The sequence below is a fragment of the Streptomyces griseorubiginosus genome (genome assembly GCF_001514195.1).
GTDB classification, from domain to species: domain Bacteria; phylum Actinomycetota; class Actinomycetes; order Streptomycetales; family Streptomycetaceae; genus Streptomyces; species Streptomyces griseorubiginosus.
Genome location: NZ_KQ948734.1, coordinates 1 through 17,594 on the forward strand (window position 1 = coordinate 1; position 17,594 = coordinate 17,594).

Consider the following 17,594-nt stretch of genomic DNA (forward strand, 5'->3'; position numbering starts at 1 on the left):
GGCAACGACCGTGTCTATTCCGGTCGAACTTCATAGTGTTTCGGTGGTCATAGCGTGAGGGAAACGCCCGGTTACATTCCGAACCCGGAAGCTAAGCCTTACAGCGCCGATGGTACTGCAGGGGGGACCCTGTGGGAGAGTAGGACACCGCCGAACTCCTTTTGATGGAAAGGCCCACACCTTATGGTGTGGGCCTTTCTGCGTTTATGGTGATCGGCATGCGCTATGACCTCGTCATCTTCGACAACGACGGCGTCCTCGTCGACAGTGAGCCGATCTCCAATCGCCACCTCGCTGCCTATCTGACGGAGCTCGGGCATACGACCTCCTACGAGGACTCCATCCGGGACTACATGGGCTCCGCCATGCACCGGATCCATGAGCTCGTCCTGGAGCGGAGCGGAGAACGCCTGCCCGCGGACTTCGACGACGTCTTCCACGCGAGGGTGTTCGCCGCGTTCGAGCGGGAGTTGCAGGCCGTGGCCGGTGTCGCCGGCGTACTGGAGAAGCTGGTCGCGGACGGAGTGCCGTACTGTGTCGCCTCCTCCGGGAGTCATGCGCGGATCCGGGTGGGGCATCGGGCGGCCGGCCTTGACCGGTGGTTCGATGACGCGCGGATCTTCAGCTCCGAGGACGTGGGGCGCGGGAAGCCGGCGCCGGATCTGTTCCTCTACGCCGCCGAGCGGATGGGGGTCGAGCCCGGGCGGTGTGTGGTGGTCGAGGACAGTCCGCTGGGCGTGCAGGCGGCCAACGCGGCCGGGATGGACGTGTACGGGTTCACCGCGATGACGCCCGCCGAGAAGCTTGTCGGCGCCACTCAACTGTTCTCCAGCATGGGGGAGTTGCTCGATCTGCTCGTCTGACGCGTCTGACATTTGTCATGCCGAGCTCCGGACGATCGTTCCTACCGGCGCCCCCTCGCTGGACGGGAAGCTGAGGGCATGACGACGAAGACGAACTCGAAGCGCGCGAACCTGACTCCCCTCATCGTGGACGTGGCTGTGCCGATCGGGGCGTACTACCTCCTCAAGGACGGGCTCGGTATGAGCACGCTGATGGCGCTGGGCCTCAGCAGTGTCGTGCCCGCGGTGCGGACGGTCTGGAGCGTGGTGAGGGAGCGGACGGTCAACGCTCTCGCCGCGCTGATCCTCGTCGTGAACGTCGTGGGGCTGCTGCTCAGCTTCGTCGCCGGGGATCCGCGGCTGATGCTCGCCAAGGACAGCGGGGTCAGCAGTGTCATCGGGATCGGCATCCTCGTCTCCGTCGCGTTGGGCAAGCCGATGATGACCGCCGGCATGAAGCCCTGGCTGGTGAAGGGGATCGCCGAGCGGGAGACGGCGTGGGCGCGGCTCCAGGCCGGGTCGGCGGACTTCCGGCGGGCGGAGCGGCGGTTCTCCGTTGTGTGGGGTGTCGTGCTGCTGGCGGAGTGCGTGGGGCGGGTCGTGGGGGCGTACACGCTGCCGGTGGACACGATGGTGTGGCTCGGGTCCGTGGTCATGGTCGCGTCGATGGCGGTCGCGTTCCTGGTCAGCGGGGCGCTGGGCGCCGGGCCGATGGCCCGGATGCTGATCGCCGAGACCAAGGCCGGCGCCCGCTCGATGCCTGAGGTCGCCCTCGCCCGGTGAAGCCCGGGGGGAAGCCCGGTGACGAGGTCCGGTAAAGCTGAGGGAAATTCATCTTTGGCTGGATCTACCCACGAGTACGTTGGGGCCCTACGCTCGCCGCCATGACAGATGTGCTGCGGCGCGGTAGGGCCTCTTTGGCGTTCAGCTTCTTCGCGCAAGGTGTCGCCTTTGCTCTGCTGGTGACGCGGATCCCCGCGATCCAGGACCGGTACGGGGTCTCCGACGCGCTGCTGCCCGCCTTCCTGGCGGCCGTGCCGATCCTCGCCGGGGTCGGGAGCGTGTCGACCGAGCAGCTGGTGAAGCGGATACCGCCCAGCCGGCTGCTGCGGTTCGCCCAGCCGGTCGTGCTCCTGGCGCTGCTCGGGGTGGGGGCCGGGGACTCGACGGTCGAGCTCGGTGTCTCGCTGGCCGCCTTCGGGCTCGCCGTGGGCATGCTCGACGCGTCCATGAACATGCTCGGGGTGAGCCTCCAGCGGGCGTACGGGCGCAGCATCATGCTCAGCTTCCACGCGGTGTTCAGCCTGGGCGGGATCGTGGGGGCCTCGCTGGCGTGGGTGGGGGCGCACTGGCATCTCGCGCTGTTCGTGTCCTATCTGCCGGTCGTGGCCGTGCTGTTGCCGCTGTGCCTGGTGGGCAGTCGCTGGTACGTCGACGGCGACGGGGCCGCCGTGGAGGAGAAGGCGGCGGGAGGTGCGGAGCCGATCGTCTTCAAGCTGCTGCTGCCGCTGTGCCTGGTGATGACCTTCGCGTACATCGGTGACTCCACGGTCTCCAACTGGAGCGCGAAGTACCTCCAGGACGTGCTGGGGAGTTCGGAGCAGCTCGCCACCGTGCCGTACAACGTGTACATGGTGACCACGCTGATCGGGCGGGCCGTCGGGGACTTCGGGGTGCGGCGGTTCGGGGCGGTGGCGGTCGTACGGCTGGGGGCGGTGGTGGCGGCCGGGGGGTTCGCGGTGGTGGCCGTGGCGCCCGGGCCGTGGGTCGGGATGCTCGGGTTCACACTGCTGGGGATGGGGCTGTGTGTGCTGGTGCCGCAGACCTTCGCGGCGGCCGGACGGCTGTTCCCCGGGGCGTCGGACGCGGCGGTGGCGCGGCTCAATGTCTTCAACTACGTGGGGTTCCTGATCGGTTCGCCGTTGGTGGGGGCCTTGGGGGACGCGTGGAGCTATCGCGGGGCCATGCTGGTGCCGATGGTGTTGGTGCTGGTGACGCTGGTGTACGCCAAGTCGTTCGCCGCTCAACCGGACCGATACGGTGGCGGGCATGAGCGGCCGCGCACAGCTGATGTGGGACGAGGCAGTAACGGGCTATGACTTCGGCCCGGACCATCCGATGGATCCGGTCCGGCTGGATCTGACCCGGCGCCTGGTGGACGCCTTCGGGCTGGACCGGGACATGGAGGTCGTGGCCGCGAAGGCGGCGGGCGAGTCGACGCTGCGGCTCGTGCACCGGGAGGACTACGTCGAGGCTGTGAAGGCGGCCTCCGTGGATCCGGGGGCGGCCGACCAGTCGTACGGGCTGGGCACGATGGACGATCCGGCCTTCGAGCGGATGCACGAGGTCTCCGCGCTGATCGCCGGGCAGTCGGTGGGTGCGGCGGAGGCCGTGTGGCGGGGGGACGCGCTGCACGCGGTGAACTTCGCGGGCGGGCTGCACCATGCGATGCCGGGTGGGGCCTCGGGATTCTGCATCTACAACGACGCCTCGCTCGCCATCGCGCGGCTGCTGGAGCTGGGGGCCTCGCGGGTCGCCTATGTGGATGTCGACGTACATCACGGGGACGGGGTGCAGGCGGCGTTCTGGGAGGATCCCCGGGTGCTGACGATCTCCCTGCACGAGCATCCCCGGACGCTGTTCCCGCAGACCGGGTGGCCCGAGGAGACCGGGGCGGACTCGGCCGAGGGCAGCGCGGTGAACGTGGCGTTGCCCGCGGGGACGGGGGATGCGGGGTGGCTGCGGGCCTTCCATGCCGTGGTGCCGGAGCTGATCGCTGACTTCCGGCCGGACGTACTGGTGACCCAGCATGGGGCGGATACGCATTTCGAGGATCCTCTGGCGCATCTGGCCGTGTCGTTGGACGCGCAGCGGGCCGTGCAGGTGGCCTGTCATGAGCTGGCGCACGCGTACGCCGGGGGCAAGTGGATCGCCCTGGGGGGTGGAGGGTACGCCGTGGTGGATGTCGTACCCCGGTCGTGGACGCATCTGGTGGGGATCGCGGCGGGGCGGGAGATCGAGCCCGAGGCGATGATTCCCGAGGGGTGGCGGCAGGAAGTGTTCGCGCGGACGCGGCAGTTGGCGCCGGCGCGGATGACTGATGGGCGGTGGCCGGTGTCGTTCGCGGAGTGGGATGCGGGGTACGACCCTGCGGATCGGCTGGATCAGGCGGTGTTGGCCACTCGGCGGGCGGTGTTTCCGTTGCGGGGGTTGTTGGCGTAGCGCTTCGCGGGGTGCCTGGTGAGGTTGTGGGGTGGCTGCGGGTGGGTTGTGGCTGGTCGCGCCCACGCGGCGGAGCCGCATATCGACACAGCCCCGCGCCCCTGGGTGTGCGCAGTCTGAGTTACTCCGACTGTGCGGTAAATCCCCGTTCCCAAGACGTCCCCGTTGCCCATCCGCCACCATCTCTCCCGTGTTGAGCACCGGCGCTCTCCGCGCCCATCTGCTGGCCGCTCGTCTCGCCGGGACCGTGGCCACCTCGCGGGAGGAGAGTCTGCGGAGTTATCGGCTCTTCGCGGCCCGGGATCCACGGGTGTTGATCGGGATCGATCCCGAGGGGGCGTGGAGTGTGCGGGACCTGATCGGGCTCATGGCGGACCAGTGCGGGGTTTCAGGCGATCCGAGGTGTACAACTGGCCAGGATGTGATCGATCCTGAGCGGACCGTCGCCGCGCTCGATGCCTTCGCGCTGCGGCTCGCCGCCGTTGCCCGGCGTGGTGGGGCCGTGCTGATCGGGACCGGGCATCCGCACCGACTGCTCGGGTTCTACGCCGCTCTCGCGGACGCTCTCTCGGCGGCGGGATGTACCGTCCTCACCCCCGCGCATGGTCACCGTGTCGACATAACGACCCGGTTCGGTCTACGCACGTACAACCTTCACTACGTACGAGGAGTCGCGCTCGTGCGGGGAGCGGACGGGAAGGGCTCCGGTGGTGAGCCGGGCGCACACACGCACTCACCGCTGCCGGTTCGTACCGCCCTCGCGGCCGCCGCGGAGAGCGGCGGACCGCTTCCCGGGCTCGTGATCGGGGATCACGGATGGGTCTGCGGAGCAGGTCAGCTGGGGTTTGAGGCCATTGGGCTGGCGGATACGGATGACCCCGCGCTCTTCGTGGGGGAGGCCGAGGGGGTCGTGTCCGTCGCCGTTCCACTTGATGACGCCGTGCGGTCCGATTACTACCTGCCGCTGACCCGCTACGTACTCAATCGAGCGTGTCTGTCACAGTAGGCCGCCGATGGGTGCACCTCTTCCCCACTTGCATCACCCGCCCCTACATTGGGGAGTGAGCACGCAGCGACGAAGAGTCACCGGAAGGGGAAGCCGGTGGCCGTCGAGTGCGGAAGGTTCAGGTGTGTCATGGCTGCTGAGCAGAGGCCTCTGAGCGAGGTTCAGTTCCTTACCGTGGCGGAGGTCGCCTCGGTGATGCGAGTGTCGAAGATGACCGTGTACCGCTTGGTGCACAGCGGTCATCTGCCCGCGATCAGGGTGGGGCGGTCCTTCCGCGTCCCCGAGAACGCGGTTCACGAGTACCTCCGCGAGAGTTACGTGGGGGTGGAGACAGCCTGACGGCGAGGTTCCGGGGAGGTCATGGGGGCCTCAGGGCACTCGTGGACCCCCTGCCCGATCTCCCCGGTTCACCTCGATTACGACCTCAGCGCTCGGGCGGGTAGGCTAGCCCCTCGTAGGTCGTGTGGGCCCATGATGCCCAGCACCGAGTGATGAGAAGTGAGCGAGGGTAGTCGTGGGCTCTGTTATCAAGAAGCGGCGCAAGCGGATGGCTAAGAAGAAGCACCGCAAGCTGCTCAAGCGCACGCGCGTTCAGCGTCGCAACAAGAAGTAAGGCGACGCCGCGCAAGCAGCGTGTCTGTGGCCCCCCACCCAATGCCGGTGGGGGGCCACACGCGTGTCGGAAGTGTGGCGGGGGGCTGGATGTCGTCACCTCGCGCAGTGGGCGGTCATCACAGCGCAACATCGAACCGCTAAGTTGGCGGCACACGGGGAACGCGGCACAGGACCGGTGCCGTATCAGGACGGCACCAGGGCTGGACCACGGCTGGAAGGAAGGCGCTGATCTTGGGAAAGGTCGTGCTCGTGACCGGAGTGGCCCGACAGCTGGGCGGCCGCTTCGTACGACGCATCCAGCGTGACCCGCAGGTGGACCGTGTGATCGCCGTGGACGCGGTCGCGCCCGAACATCATCTGGGCGGCGCCGACTTCATCCAGGCGGACATCAGGCAGCCCGGTATCGCCCGGGTCCTGGCCGAGACGGCCGCCGACACCGTCGTCCACCTGGACGTGACGGCGATGGCGCTCGGCAGCGGGAGCCGGACCACGGTCAAGGAGACCAACGTCATCGGCACCATGCAGCTGCTCGGTGCCTGTCAGAAGTCGCCGAACGTGAAGCGGCTCGTGGTGAAGTCCAGCACCAACGTGTACGGGTCCGCGCCGCGTGATCCCGCCGTGTTCACGGAGACCACCCCGCCCAAGTCGCTGCCCTCCGGCGGGTTCGCCAAGGACACGGTCGAGGTCGAGGGGTATGTGCGGGGGTTCGCGCGCAGGCGTCCTGACGTGGCCGTGTGCGTGCTGAGGTTCGCGAACATCCTGGGGCCGACCACGGACACCCCGCTCGCCTCGTACTTCGCGCTGCCGGTGCTGCCGACCGTGTTCGGGTACGACCCGCGGCTTCAGTTCGTGCACGAGGACGATGTGATCGAGGTGCTCAGGATCGCCTCGCACGAGCCGGCGCGGGGCACGCTCAACAGCGGCACCTTCAACATCGCGGGCGACGGCGTGCTGTTGCTGTCGCAGTGTTCGCGGCGGCTCGGCCGGCCCACCGTGCCGCTGCTGCTGCCGGCCGTCACGTGGGCCGGGTCGCTGGTGCGTACGCTGGGGATGACGGACTTCTCGCCCGAGCAGATCCGGCTGCTCACGCACGGCCGGGTCGTGTCGACGGTCCAGATGCGTGAGACGCTCGGGTTCCGGCCGAAGTACACGACGGCCGAGACCTTCGCGGACTTCGCGCGCAGCCAGGGCCCGGGGCTGGTGCCGCCGGAGGCCGTCGCGGGAGCCGTCGACCGGCTTGCCGCGCTGCCGCCGCTCGCCGGTGCCGGCCGGCCCCCGACGCAGAGCGCCAACTCGACGCAGAGCGCCAACTGAGGAGCGCATCAACGATGGCGGACGCCAAGGTCATTCCGTTCGACGACGACCGGTCCCGCGCGGGCGCCGTACAGCGGCCGCAGCGGCGCCGGAGCGGGGGGAGCCGGCGCAAGGGCCCCGAGCCCGGGCCGGTCCGTGAGGTCCAGCCCCTGCCCAGCGCGGCCCCGGCGCAGGATGATGTTCCTGTGACGCGTGAGGAACAGCCGCCGCAGCAGGCGCACGACGAGGGCGGTCTGGAACGGCGGATCGCGGGGGGCCTGAACTTCCTGCGCCGGCGGCTCACCGGGGACTACGAGGTCGACGACTTCGGCTACGACGAGGAACTCACCGACCAGGTCCTGATGTCGCTGCTGCGGCCGGTGTACGAGAAGTACTTCCGGGTCGAGGTGAAGGGCGTCGAGAACATCCCGGCGGAGGGCGGGGCGCTGATCGTCGCCAACCACTCCGGGACGCTGCCGCTGGACGGGCTGATGATGCAGGTCGCCGTCCACGACCACCACCCCGCGGGGCGGCATCTACGGCTGCTCGCGGCGGACCTGGTGTTCATGCTGCCGGTGGTCAACGAACTGGCCCGCAAGCTCGGGCACACGCTGGCCTGCGCGGAGGACGCGGAGCGCCTGCTGGGGCAGGGCGAGGTGGTCGGGGTGATGCCGGAGGGCTTCAAGGGCATCGGCAAGCCGTTCAGCGAGCGCTACAAGCTCCAGCGCTTCGGTCGGGGCGGGTTCGTCTCCACGGCCCTGCGGCAGCGCACTCCGATCATCCCGTGCTCGATCGTGGGCGCGGAGGAGATCTACCCGATGATCGGCAACGCGAAGACGCTGGCGCGTCTGCTGGGCTTTCCGTACTTCCCGCTGACGCCGACCTTCCCGTGGCTGGGTCCCCTCGGCGCGGTCCCCCTCCCGACCAAGTGGACGATCCAGTTCGGTGAGCCGATCCCCACGGACGGCTACCCGCCGGAGGCGGCGGAGGATCCGATGCTGATGTTCAACCTGACGGACCAGGTGAGGGAACAGATCCAGCACACGCTGTACAAGCTGTTGGTGCAGCGGCGGTCGGTGTTCTTCTGAGTACGGCGGTGGGGGCGCCCTGTGGAGATAGGGCGCCCCCACCGCCGTAGCGGAAGAGCTAGTTGGCTTCCTCGCCGTTGATGCCCAGGCCGGGCAGGAGGCCGGGGAGGAGCGGGGGGAGGGTGACGTCCGGGTCGGCCGAGGGGGACGGGGAGGTCGGGCTGGTGGTGCCGCTGGACTTCGGGGGGTCCAGGAGGCCGCCGGTGCTGCCGCCCAGGAGGCCGTCGTCCTGGTTGCCGGAGGGGGACGCCTTGCCGGGGTTGCCGCCGTGGTGCTCACCGGAGCCGTCGGTGCCCGGGGGCGTGGAGCGGTCGGGGCCGGTCGAGGTGTCCGAGGAGCTCGCACCGGAGCCCTGGCGCGGACCGCCGCCCTTGCCGCCGCTCTGCGCGGGGGTCTCGGGGAGCAGGGACTGGAGCGGGGCGACCTCTTCGTCTATGGCGTCGAAGACCGAGGACACCTGCTCGCTGACATCGCCGAGCTGCACGGGAAGCCGCTCACGGAGCGCGCCCCAGGCCTCGCGGTGCGAGCGGGAGAAGCCGGCCAGGGCCTGGATCGGGCCCAGGGAGTTCGGGTCGCGCTCGTACGCCTCGTGCAGCAGCCGGTGGCCCTCGGAGGCGTCGTGCTGCATGCCGGACAGGGTGCGGCGGATCTCGCCCAGGGACTCGTGGTCGAGGTGGCCGCCCCGGCCGCGCTCCATCAGCCGGCGTGCCTCGTTCAGCCGGGTGGAGGCCTGGTCGAGGTAGGCGACACCGCGCTCGTCGTCCCCGTCGGACAGGTAGTTGAGCTTGAAGTCCTCGATGCCGCGCTTGAGGCCGTACAAGGAGTCCCCGGGCAGCGCGTCCGAGCTGGCCGCGGCGACTCCGCCGAAGGCACCGGCGGCCACGCCGACGCTCAGACCGCCCGCCGCCAGGCCCTTGGTGAGCCGGGAACGCGGTCGCAGTTTGCCCAGCCCACTCGCCCGGTGCGTGCCCTTGGCCCGGTGGGAGCGCTGCTCGGGGACCGCGGGCTCGCCCACGGTGCCCTCCCGCAGCATGGCCTCCATCGCGGCCACCAGCTGGGCCCGCTGAACGACCTTGACCTCGGGGTCCAGCTCGGGTCTGGGCAGCTCGCCGAGACACTCCGCGAGGGTCAGCAGGCGGTCCTGCCCGGAGTGCTCCACGGCGGCCGGCTGGTGTCCTTCGGACTGCTCGGCCGCCGGGTCCCGGTCGGACTGCTCCTCCAGGGCCTGGGCGAAGGCGTTCGCCCGCCGGTGCGCCGATACGTTCGCGATCACTGGCGGCACCTCCTCTCGTCATGACGGTCGACTCCCCAGGGGGTCCTGAGGGTTGCACACCCTGACCACAAGCACTCGATCGGGTGATCGAAGTCGGCCAGGGAGTGACCACAGGGAGCCTGCATCCCGCACAACGAGCGGCGCGGCACTTGGGTTACGGACTGCGGATGATCGGATCGGGGAGTCAACGGACTTTCACCGAGAGCGAGTTGGCGATTACCGGGGGTGTGCGCGGGCGGCCGCCCTCAGCGGGCGTCGTCCGGGAGGAGCCGGGCCAGGGTGCGGACGGCCCGGTACTGGAGGGTCTTGATGGCGCCCTCGTTCTTGCCCATGACCCGGGCGGTCTCGGCGACCGAGAGGCCCTGGAGGAAACGGAGGGTCACGCACTCCTGCTGCTGCGGGTTGAGCCGTCGTACGGCGTCGAGCAGCGCGGCGTTGGAGAGGGACTCCAGGACGGAGTCCTCCGGGGAGCGCTCCACCTCGTTGGCGTCGAGCATCTCGCCGGTGGTGACCTCGAGCCGGAAGCGGCTCGACTTGAAGTGGTCGGCGACGAGGTTGCGCGCGATGGTGACGAGCCAGGCGCCGAAGTCGCGGCCCTGCCAGGTGAAGGTGCCGATCCTGCGCAGCGCACGCAGGAACGTCTCGCTCGTCAGGTCCTCGGCGGTGGCCTTACCTCCCACCCGGTAATAGATGTACCGGTACACCGTGTCGCTGTACTGGTCGTACAGGCGGCCGAAGGCGTCGGCCTCGCCGGCCTGGGCGCGTTCGACCAGGTCCATCATGCGGGCGCTGTCGCTGTCCGCGGCCGGACGGCGGGCCGTTGCGGCACCGGTCGAACGCCCTCGTCTGCCGACGGCCGCGGAACCTTCGGCCAGTGCGTAGCACGGGCCGATCGGTGCCGTGGCTACGGCGAGGGCGGGGACGGCGTACGCGGTGGGGACGAAGCCGCGCAACAGGTCTTGGACCGTTGCGCGCAGCGTAGCCAGGCCCGAGGCGTCAACCCCGACGTGTGGGTACACGGGACTCCCAGAGGCAGAGCTTCCATCACGTGCAGTGCGGGACCGTTCACCCGTCGTAGCGACGGAAGGGGTACCGGATTGCGTCTGAGGAGAATAACGCTTAGTGCAGGCCCTGCTACACCCAGTTGCTCTATTCATCGATTACGTCGCTTCCGTAACCGATTGGTGCCCCATCAAGTACCGCAGAGTGACCGGTTGTTGATCGAAAGCGGTCACGTTCCGTCAGGGAAGGGGGCGTGTTGTGGCCGTGTGCAGCCAATGCCGCTGGACACGGCGTTACGCCGGTAAAACCCGTGGATCGGTGTGTTTGCCCGGCTAGCGGCGGCGCTTGTGCAGAGCGATCGCCGCCGCCGTGCCCCCGGCCACCGCGCCCACTCCGGCCGCCGCGGGGATGCCGACCTTCGCGGCCTTGCGGCCGGTGCGGTAGTCACGCAGCCGCCAGTCCAGTTGACGGGCGTGCTTGCGCAGCTTGGAGTCCGGGTTGATGGCGTAGGGGTGGCCGACCAGGGAGAGCATCGGGATGTCGTTGTGGCTGTCGCTGTAGGCCGCGCAGCGGGACAGGTCCAGGCCCTCAGCCGCCGACAGGGCGCGCACCGCCTCCGCCTTCGCGGGGCCGTGCAGCGGCTCACCGACCAGCTTGCCGGTGTAGACGCCGTCCACCGACTCCGCGACCGTGCCCAACGCGCCGGTGAGGCCGAGGCGTCGTGCGATCACCTGGGCGATCTCCACCGGTGCCGCGGTGACCAGCCACACCTTCTGACCGGCGTCCAGGTGGGCCTGCGCGAGGGCGCGGGTGCCCGGCCAGATCCGCTCGGCCATGTACTCGTCGTAGATCTCCTCGCCGATCGACTGGAGCTCGGCGACGCGGTGACCCTTGACGATCGACAGCGCGGAGTCGCGGGCCTCCTGCATGTGTTCGGGGTCCTCGGAGCCGGCCAGCCGGAAATAGGCCTGCTGCCAGGCGAAGCGGGCCAGGTCGCGCGTCTCGAAGAACTTCCGCTTGTACAGGCCGCGCCCGAAGTGGAAGAGGGACGCACCTTGCATCACGGTGTTGTCCAGGTCGAAGAAGGCGGCTGCCTTGTCGTCGCCGAGGACCGGGAACGCGGGTTCCTCGGCGGGCACCGACTTGCGCGCGGCCTCCGCCGAGGCCTCGCCTGCCAACACGCTCCGCGCCGTGGCGGAGCGCCTACGGGGAGTGAGCCATCCGAGAGCGGCCATGGCGTGAGCATAGCCAGTTTGTTCGGGGGTTCCGGAGTCGTGAGGTTTGGAGGGTGTGAACTCTCCGAGACTCGGCCGTTAATCAGGCGGGAGAATGGCCCGCATGAGTCCCATCTTCCGCCGCAAGCAGGGCCGGGCCCCCGAGGACCGGCTCGTCACCCTGATCCGCAAGCCGGGCTGCCATCTGTGTGATGACGCACAGTCGGTGATCGAGAAGGTGTGTGGAGATCTCGGGGTTCCCTGGGAGCACAAGGACATCGACCAGGACCCTCAACTCCACGACCAGTACTGGGAGCAGATCCCCGTCGTGCTCGTCGACGGGGAGCAGCACACGTTCTGGCGGGTGGACGAGAACCGCCTCCGCAAGGCCCTGACCGACTAGTCCAACTGGTCCCCTTGGTCGCTTAGGATCGATGGCGATGTGGTCCCGGGGGCGAGATTGATGAGGGAAGTGTGCGGTTTTGCCTCCGAGAGAGACGCGCGTGACCCCGGTCACGTTGGCCGGGCAAATCGGACACCATCTTTGTGCACGCGTTCACAAAGACATAGCCTGCATTCGACGGGGCGGTCCGGGGACGCATGACCGCCCACAGCCCCGCTCTACCCGCAGGAGCACCGTGGCAACTGGCCGAACTCACCGACCGGCGACCCGTAGCCGAGGGATTCCCGAGGCCACCGTCGCCAGGCTTCCGCTGTACCTCCGCGCGCTGACCGCACTGTCGGAGCGCTCGGTACCCACGGTCTCCTCCGAGGAACTGGCCGCGGCCGCGGGGGTCAACTCCGCGAAGCTGCGCAAGGACTTCTCTTACCTGGGTTCTTACGGAACGCGCGGTGTCGGCTACGACGTCGAGTATCTCGTCTACCAGATCTCCCGCGAACTCGGCCTGACCCAGGACTGGCCGGTTGTGATCGTCGGCATCGGCAACCTCGGCGCCGCGCTCGCCAACTACGGCGGCTTCGCGTCCCGTGGATTCCGGGTGGCGGCCCTCATCGACGCCGATCCCGCAATGGCCGGAAAGCCCGTCGCCGGGATCCCCGTGCAGCACAGCGACGACCTGGAAAAGATCATCGAGGACAACGGCGTGTCCATCGGTGTCATCGCGACGCCCGCCGGTGCCGCCCAGCCCGTCTGCGACCGGCTCGTGGCCGCCGGGGTCACCTCCATCCTGAACTTCGCGCCGACCGTGCTGTCCGTGCCGGACGGCGTGGACGTGCGCAAGGTCGACCTCTCCATCGAGTTGCAGATCCTCGCCTTCCACGAGCAGCGGAAGGCCGGCGAGGAGGCCGCCGCCGGCTCCGACGGCGCCGGTCCGGCCGCCGCCCGCGGTGTCTCCGGCCCCGCCTCCAGCTCCACCTCCGCCGACCAAGGGCCTGACGGGGACGTACCCGCCGTGATGCCGGCATGAGTCTCCTCGTCGTCGGACTGAGCCACCGCAGCGCACCGGTCAGCGTGCTCGAGCGGGCGGCCCTGCATGTCGATGCGCAGGTGAAGTTGCTCCAGGACACGGTCGCCGCGGAGCCGGCCACCGAGGCCGCGGTGCTCGCCACCTGCAACCGGATCGAGCTGTACGCCGACGTGGACAAGTTCCACGCGGGTGTGGCCGAGCTGTCCACGCTGCTCGCCCAGCACAGCGGGGTGGGGCTCGACGAGCTCACTCCCTATCTGTACGTGCACTACGAGGACCGGGCGGTCCACCACCTCTTCTCCGTCGCCTGCGGGCTCGACTCCATGGTCGTCGGCGAGGGGCAGATCCTCGGGCAGATAAAGGACTCCCTGGCCCGGGCGCAGGAGCTGCACACCGCCGGGCGGCTGCTGAACGACCTCTTCCAGCAGGCCCTGCGGGTCGGCAAGCGGGCGCACTCCGAGACCGGGATCGACCGGGCCGGGCAGTCGCTGGTCACGTTCGGACTGGAGCAGCTTGCCTCCGGTACGGCCGTGCAGGACTGGGCGCTCGGTAAGAAGGCGCTGGTCATCGGGGCCGGGTCGATGTCCTCGCTGGCTGCGGCGACGCTTGCGCGGGCGGGGGTTTCCGAGGTCGTGATCGCCAACCGGACCGCTGAGCGGGCTGAGCGACTGGCGGAGATCCTCAACGACTCGGGCGAGTCGGACGTGGTTGCCCGTGCGGTACCGATGGATTCGGTGCCGGACGAGCTGACACGTGCCGATGTTGTGGTGTCTTGTACGGGGGCCACTGGGCTGGTGCTTACGGCTGAGGCTGTTGCTTCGGCTGTGCCCGGTGTGGGTGCTGAGCGGGGGTGGGTCGCGCTGCCCGGCGCTGACGGGGCGCCGCCTGCGCCCACCCGTGCCGCCCCAAGCGGCACGACTGCCCGCAGCTTGGCGGAGCCAAGTTCCGACGAGAACTGTCCGCTCGATCTGGCTCCGGTGCCCTCCACCGCCGGGTTCTCCGTGCTCGGTGAGGCCGCCGTCGCCGGGATGGCTGCTTCCGAGCTGGAGCAGCATGCCGCCTGGGTGGACAACGCTCCGCGGCCGCAGGGGGCCGTCGCTCTCGTCGATCCGCTCGCGGAGGCCGACGCCATCGCCGCGCTCGCCGCCACCGCGGCCGTCATCGGGCGGGTGCCCGAGCGGCGCAAGCCGGAGCCCGTCGCCGAGATCCCGCGGCCCGCTCCCTCGCTCTTCCTGCTCGACCTCGCCATGCCCCGGGACATCGACGCCGCCGTGCACCGGCTCGCCGGCGTGCGGCTCGTCGACATCGAGTCGCTGGCCGAGGCCTCGGCCGACGCTCCCATGGCGGCCGACGTCGACCAGGTCCGCCGTATCGTCGCCGACGAGGTCGCCGCGTTCGGGGCCGCTCTGCGGGCCGCGCACATCACGCCGACCGTCGTCGCGCTGCGGACCATGGCCGCCGATGTCGTCGCCGGTGAGATCGCTCGCCTCGACGGGAGGCTGCCCGGCCTCGACGACAAGCAGCGCGGCGAGATCACGCAGACCGTGCGGCGTGTCGTCGACAAGCTGCTGCACGCGCCGACCGTACGGGTCAAGCAACTCGCGGCCGAACCCGGCGGTGCCGGGTACGCCGACGCGCTGCGAACCCTGTTCGACCTCGACCCCGAGACGGTGGCCGCCGTCTCCCGCGCCGAGGACAGCACCACCGATGAGGAAGGCCGAGGGTCGGCATGAGTACCAAGGCGCTACGGCTCGGGACCAGGCGGAGCAAACTCGCCATGGCCCAGTCCGGGCAGGTCGCCAAGGCCGTGAGCCAGGTGACCGGGCGGCCCGTCGAGCTCGTCGAGATCACCACGTACGGCGATGTGTCCAGGGAGGCGCTCGCGCAGATCGGCGGCACGGGTGTGTTCGTGACCGCGCTGCGCGAAGCCCTGCTCAAGGGCGAGGTCGACCTCGCGGTGCACTCGCTCAAGGACCTGCCGACCGGGCAGCCGGACGAACTGGCGCTGGCCGCCGTACCGCCGCGCGAGGACCCGCGGGACGTCATCGTCGCCCGGGACGAGCTGAAGTTCACCGACCTGCCCCGAGGCGCGCGCATCGGTACCGGCTCGCCCCGGCGCATGGCCCAGCTGAACGCGTACGCCCGCGCGCACGGCCTTGATATCGAGACGGTTGCGATCCGGGGGAACATCGACACCCGGGTGCGGTTCGTGAGCGATGGTGAGCTTGATGCGGTGGTGCTCGCGGCTGCGGGCCTGCAGCGCATCGGCCGTATCGACGAAGTGACCGATTTCCTCTCGGTCGACACAGTTTTGCCCGCTCCCGGCCAGGGAGCACTCGCGATCGAGTGCACCGCGGACAACGCGGACCTGATCGCAGCGCTCGGCGAACTCGACGACCTGTTCACGCGGGTCGCCGTGACCGCCGAACGGTCACTGCTCGCCGCCCTGGAGGCCGGCTGCTCCGCCCCTGTGGGCGCGCTGGCCGACCTTCTGGCCGACGGGCAGATTGTCAAGGAAATGCGCCTGCGGGGCGTCGTCGGCACGACCGACGGCTCTCGCATGGTGCAGTTGTCCACCACCGGTCCCGTGCCCGAGACGTACGACCAAGCAATGGCGCTCGGCCGTGAACTCGCGGCCGGCATGCTTGCCGAGGGCGCGGCCGGTCTGATGGGGGAGCGAGCACAGTGAGCCCCACCACCCTTCCCGCCGGTCCTGAACACGGGCACGTCACCTTCCTCGGTGCCGGACCCGGAGATCCGGGACTGCTGACTCTGCGCGCCGTGGAGGCGCTCACGAACGCGGACGTCCTCGTCGCCGGGCACGAAGTGCTCGACGTCGTGCGCGCCCACGCTCGGTCGGGCGTCGCCGTCGTGAACACGGACACGGAGTCGCCTTCGGCTCCGGTTCCGGGCACGGGCGCGCCCCAACTGACAGTTGTTGACAGCACGTCAACAACCGCCCCTGCCCCCGCTGTACGGGATGCGGCACATCTTGTCATGGAGGCCGCGCGGGGCGGCAGGCGGGTCGTACGTGCGGTGTCCGGGGACCCCGGGCTCGACGCGTACGCCGCCGAGGAGATGCTGGCCTGCGCCCGCGCGGGCGTGCCGTTCGAGGTCGTGCCCGGTGTCGCCGCGGCCGTCGGCGTGCCCGCGTACGCCGGTGTGCCGCTGCGGGACGCGCACGGCGCGGACGTGCGGTTCGTCGACGCGCGCACGGCCTCCGACCGGTGCTGGACGGAGGTGGGGGCGTCCGACGGGACCGTGGTCGTGTCGACGTCCCTGGACTCCGTCGGCGCCGCCGCCGGTGAGCTGGTCGCGGCCGGCCGTAAGCCCGACACTCCGATGACGGTCACCGTCGCCGGTACGACGACCCGGCAGCGGACCTGGACGGCGACCCTGGGCACCATCGCCCAGACGCTCAAGCAGGCCAAGGTGCTGCCCTCGCCCGAGGGCGGGCGGCCGGTGATAGCCGTGGTCGGTGAGCGGTCCGCCGCGGCTCAGCGCGAGCAGTTGTCGTGGTTCGAGTCCAAGCCGCTGTTCGGGTGGCGGGTGCTCGTGCCGCGTACGAAGGAGCAGGCTGCGTCGCTCTCCGACCAGTTGCGGTCCTACGGGGCCGTGCCGCACGAGGTGCCGACGATCGCCGTCGAGCCGCCGCGGACTCCGCAGCAGATGGAGCGGGCGGTCAAGGGGCTCGTCACCGGGCGCTACGAGTGGATCGCGTTCACCTCGGTCAACGCGGTGAAGGCGGTGCGGGAGAAGTTCGAGGAGTACGGGCTCGATGCCCGGGCCTTCGCGGGGATCAAGGTCGCCGCGGTGGGGGAGCAGACGGCGAAGGCGTTGATCGCGTTCGGTGTGAAGCCGGATCTCGTGCCGAGCGGTGAGCAGTCGGCCGCGGGGCTCCTTGAGGACTGGCCGCCGTACGACCCGGTCTTCGACCCGATCGACCGGGTGTTCCTGCCGCGGGCCGACATCGCCACGGAGACGCTGGTCGCCGGGCTGATCGAGCTCGGGTGGGAGGTCGACGACGTCACCGCGTACCGGACCGTGCGGGCGTCGCCGCCGCCGGCGGAGACGCGGGAGGCGATCAAGGGGGGCGGGTTCGATGCCGTGCTCTTCACGTCGTCGTCCACGGTGCGGAACCTGGTGGGTATCGCCGGGAAGCCGCACAACGTGACGGTGATCGCGTGTATCGGGCCGGCGACGGCCAAGACCGCCGAGGAGCACGGGCTGCGGGTCGATGTGATGGCTCCCGAGCCGTCCGTGCACCGGCTGGCCGAGGCGCTCGCGGACTTCGGGCTGAAGCGGCGGGCGGCGGCGCTGGAGGCGGGCGATCCGGTGACGCGACCGAGTGAGCGGCGGCCGGGGGCGCGGCGTCGGCGGTCGACTACCTGAGGTTGTCTGGCGGGTGCGGGTGCGGGTGCGGGTGCGGGTGCGGGTGCGGGTGCGTGGGGGCTGGCGTTTTGCGCAGTTCCCCGCGCCCCTGAAATCCGTGGCGCAGGCCGCCTGCACCCCCAGGGGCGCGGGGAACTGCGCGACAAGCCACGACGTACCCGCACCCGCCAGATCACGTGACCCGGCACCCCGCTAGGCGCTCCACGGCCGACGCTGCGTC

Annotated in this window: 17 protein-coding genes and 1 rRNA gene; 15 read left to right on the forward strand and 3 right to left on the reverse strand. The window is 70.0% G+C overall.

Annotation, left to right across the window (positions count from 1 at the left end):
* Positions 1 to 39: 39 nt before the first annotated feature.
* The 10 genes from rrf (at position 40) to AQJ54_RS00045 (ending at position 8,066) form a co-directional block, all read left to right on the forward strand.
* A 5S ribosomal RNA gene (gene rrf / locus AQJ54_RS00005) occupies positions 40 to 156 on the forward strand.
* A 62-nt stretch (positions 157 to 218) separates the two neighbouring features.
* Positions 219 to 863, forward strand: a complete 645-nt coding sequence (locus AQJ54_RS00010; protein WP_062234758.1) for an HAD family hydrolase — start codon at positions 219 to 221, stop codon at positions 861 to 863.
* A gap of 78 nt (positions 864 to 941) precedes the next feature.
* Positions 942 to 1,625 (forward strand): VC0807 family protein, encoded by a 684-nt coding sequence (locus AQJ54_RS00015; protein WP_062232577.1) that lies wholly within the window; start codon positions 942 to 944, stop codon positions 1,623 to 1,625.
* Between the two features lie 101 nt (positions 1,626 to 1,726).
* The gene (locus AQJ54_RS00020) at positions 1,727 to 2,941 is read left to right on the forward strand and encodes an MFS transporter (protein ID WP_062232580.1); all 1,215 of its coding nucleotides are present in this window, start codon (positions 1,727 to 1,729) and stop codon (positions 2,939 to 2,941) included.
* On the forward strand, positions 2,892 to 4,064 hold the full coding sequence (locus AQJ54_RS00025; RefSeq protein ID WP_062022950.1) for an acetoin utilization protein AcuC: 1,173 nt from the start codon (positions 2,892 to 2,894) through the stop codon (positions 4,062 to 4,064). The genes AQJ54_RS00020 and AQJ54_RS00025 overlap by 50 nt, the downstream gene beginning before the upstream one ends.
* A gap of 190 nt (positions 4,065 to 4,254) precedes the next feature.
* On the forward strand, positions 4,255 to 5,070 hold the full coding sequence (locus tag AQJ54_RS00030; protein ID WP_062022953.1) for a phosphatase: 816 nt from the start codon (positions 4,255 to 4,257) through the stop codon (positions 5,068 to 5,070).
* A gap of 129 nt (positions 5,071 to 5,199) precedes the next feature.
* A complete protein-coding gene (locus AQJ54_RS00035) occupies positions 5,200 to 5,409 on the forward strand; it encodes a helix-turn-helix domain-containing protein (RefSeq protein WP_016437488.1) in 210 nt (69 codons plus the stop codon).
* Between the two features lie 175 nt (positions 5,410 to 5,584).
* Positions 5,585 to 5,683 (forward strand): 30S ribosomal protein bS22, encoded by a 99-nt coding sequence (locus AQJ54_RS43095; RefSeq protein ID WP_003948845.1) that lies wholly within the window; start codon positions 5,585 to 5,587, stop codon positions 5,681 to 5,683.
* A gap of 233 nt (positions 5,684 to 5,916) precedes the next feature.
* Entirely contained in the window at positions 5,917 to 6,999 is a 1,083-nt protein-coding gene (locus tag AQJ54_RS00040) for an NAD-dependent epimerase/dehydratase family protein (protein WP_062022955.1), read from the forward strand.
* 14 nt (positions 7,000 to 7,013) lie between these two features.
* A complete protein-coding gene (locus AQJ54_RS00045; RefSeq protein ID WP_062232581.1) occupies positions 7,014 to 8,066 on the forward strand; it encodes a lysophospholipid acyltransferase family protein in 1,053 nt (350 codons plus the stop codon).
* A gap of 58 nt (positions 8,067 to 8,124) precedes the next feature.
* Here the strand turns inward: AQJ54_RS00045 and AQJ54_RS00050 are convergent, their stop codons facing one another.
* The 3 genes from AQJ54_RS00050 to AQJ54_RS00060 form a co-directional block, all read right to left on the reverse strand.
* Positions 8,125 to 9,339 carry a DUF5667 domain-containing protein gene (locus AQJ54_RS00050; protein ID WP_062232584.1) on the reverse strand — a complete coding sequence of 405 codons (1,215 nt, stop codon included), beginning with the start codon at positions 9,337 to 9,339 and terminating at the stop codon, positions 8,125 to 8,127.
* Positions 9,340 to 9,584: 245 nt separating this feature from the next.
* Complete coding sequence (locus AQJ54_RS00055) at positions 9,585 to 10,358, reverse strand: ECF subfamily RNA polymerase sigma factor, BldN family (RefSeq protein WP_028809350.1); 774 nt, start codon at positions 10,356 to 10,358, stop codon at positions 9,585 to 9,587.
* 315 nt (positions 10,359 to 10,673) lie between these two features.
* Positions 10,674 to 11,576: an HAD family hydrolase gene (locus tag AQJ54_RS00060; RefSeq protein ID WP_062022964.1), complete on the reverse strand. Its 903-nt coding sequence runs from the start codon at positions 11,574 to 11,576 to the stop codon at positions 10,674 to 10,676.
* Between the two features lie 94 nt (positions 11,577 to 11,670).
* Between AQJ54_RS00060 and AQJ54_RS00065 the strand changes: the two genes are divergently transcribed.
* The 5 genes from AQJ54_RS00065 (at position 11,671) to AQJ54_RS00085 (ending at position 17,374) form a co-directional block, all read left to right on the forward strand.
* Positions 11,671 to 11,958, forward strand: coding sequence for a glutaredoxin family protein (locus tag AQJ54_RS00065; RefSeq protein WP_107120986.1), 288 nt, complete (start codon positions 11,671 to 11,673; stop codon positions 11,956 to 11,958).
* A 235-nt stretch (positions 11,959 to 12,193) separates the two neighbouring features.
* Positions 12,194 to 12,982: a redox-sensing transcriptional repressor Rex gene (locus AQJ54_RS00070; protein ID WP_062022970.1), complete on the forward strand. Its 789-nt coding sequence runs from the start codon at positions 12,194 to 12,196 to the stop codon at positions 12,980 to 12,982.
* Positions 12,979 to 14,715: a glutamyl-tRNA reductase gene (locus AQJ54_RS00075; protein WP_062232590.1), complete on the forward strand. Its 1,737-nt coding sequence runs from the start codon at positions 12,979 to 12,981 to the stop codon at positions 14,713 to 14,715. The genes AQJ54_RS00070 and AQJ54_RS00075 overlap by 4 nt, the downstream gene beginning before the upstream one ends.
* Entirely contained in the window at positions 14,712 to 15,671 is a 960-nt protein-coding gene (hemC, locus tag AQJ54_RS00080; RefSeq protein ID WP_062232593.1) for a hydroxymethylbilane synthase, read from the forward strand. Before AQJ54_RS00075 ends, hemC begins: the two co-directional genes overlap by 4 nt.
* Positions 15,668 to 17,374 (forward strand): bifunctional uroporphyrinogen-III C-methyltransferase/uroporphyrinogen-III synthase, encoded by a 1,707-nt coding sequence (locus AQJ54_RS00085; protein WP_062232596.1) that lies wholly within the window; start codon positions 15,668 to 15,670, stop codon positions 17,372 to 17,374. The genes hemC and AQJ54_RS00085 overlap by 4 nt, the downstream gene beginning before the upstream one ends.
* Positions 17,375 to 17,594: the final 220 nt, after the last annotated feature.

Bases quoted from the DNA above. Each gene is read 5' to 3' on its own strand.
- AQJ54_RS00010 (WP_062234758.1), top strand. From the start codon at position 219: ATGCGCTATGACCTCGTCATCTTCGACAACGACGGCGTCCTCGTCGAC.
- AQJ54_RS00015 (WP_062232577.1), top strand. From the start codon at position 942: ATGACGACGAAGACGAACTCGAAGCGCGCGAACCTGACTCCCCTCATC.
- AQJ54_RS00020 (WP_062232580.1), top strand. From the start codon at position 1,727: ATGACAGATGTGCTGCGGCGCGGTAGGGCCTCTTTGGCGTTCAGCTTC.
- AQJ54_RS00025 (WP_062022950.1), top strand. From the start codon at position 2,892: ATGAGCGGCCGCGCACAGCTGATGTGGGACGAGGCAGTAACGGGCTAT.
- AQJ54_RS00035 (WP_016437488.1), top strand. From the start codon at position 5,200: ATGGCTGCTGAGCAGAGGCCTCTGAGCGAGGTTCAGTTCCTTACCGTG.
- AQJ54_RS00045 (WP_062232581.1), top strand. From the start codon at position 7,014: ATGGCGGACGCCAAGGTCATTCCGTTCGACGACGACCGGTCCCGCGCG.
- AQJ54_RS00060 (WP_062022964.1), bottom strand. From the start codon at position 11,576: ATGGCCGCTCTCGGATGGCTCACTCCCCGTAGGCGCTCCGCCACGGCG.
- AQJ54_RS00065 (WP_107120986.1), top strand. From the start codon at position 11,671: ATGGCCCGCATGAGTCCCATCTTCCGCCGCAAGCAGGGCCGGGCCCCC.
- AQJ54_RS00075 (WP_062232590.1), top strand. From the start codon at position 12,979: ATGAGTCTCCTCGTCGTCGGACTGAGCCACCGCAGCGCACCGGTCAGC.
- hemC (WP_062232593.1), top strand. From the start codon at position 14,712: ATGAGTACCAAGGCGCTACGGCTCGGGACCAGGCGGAGCAAACTCGCC.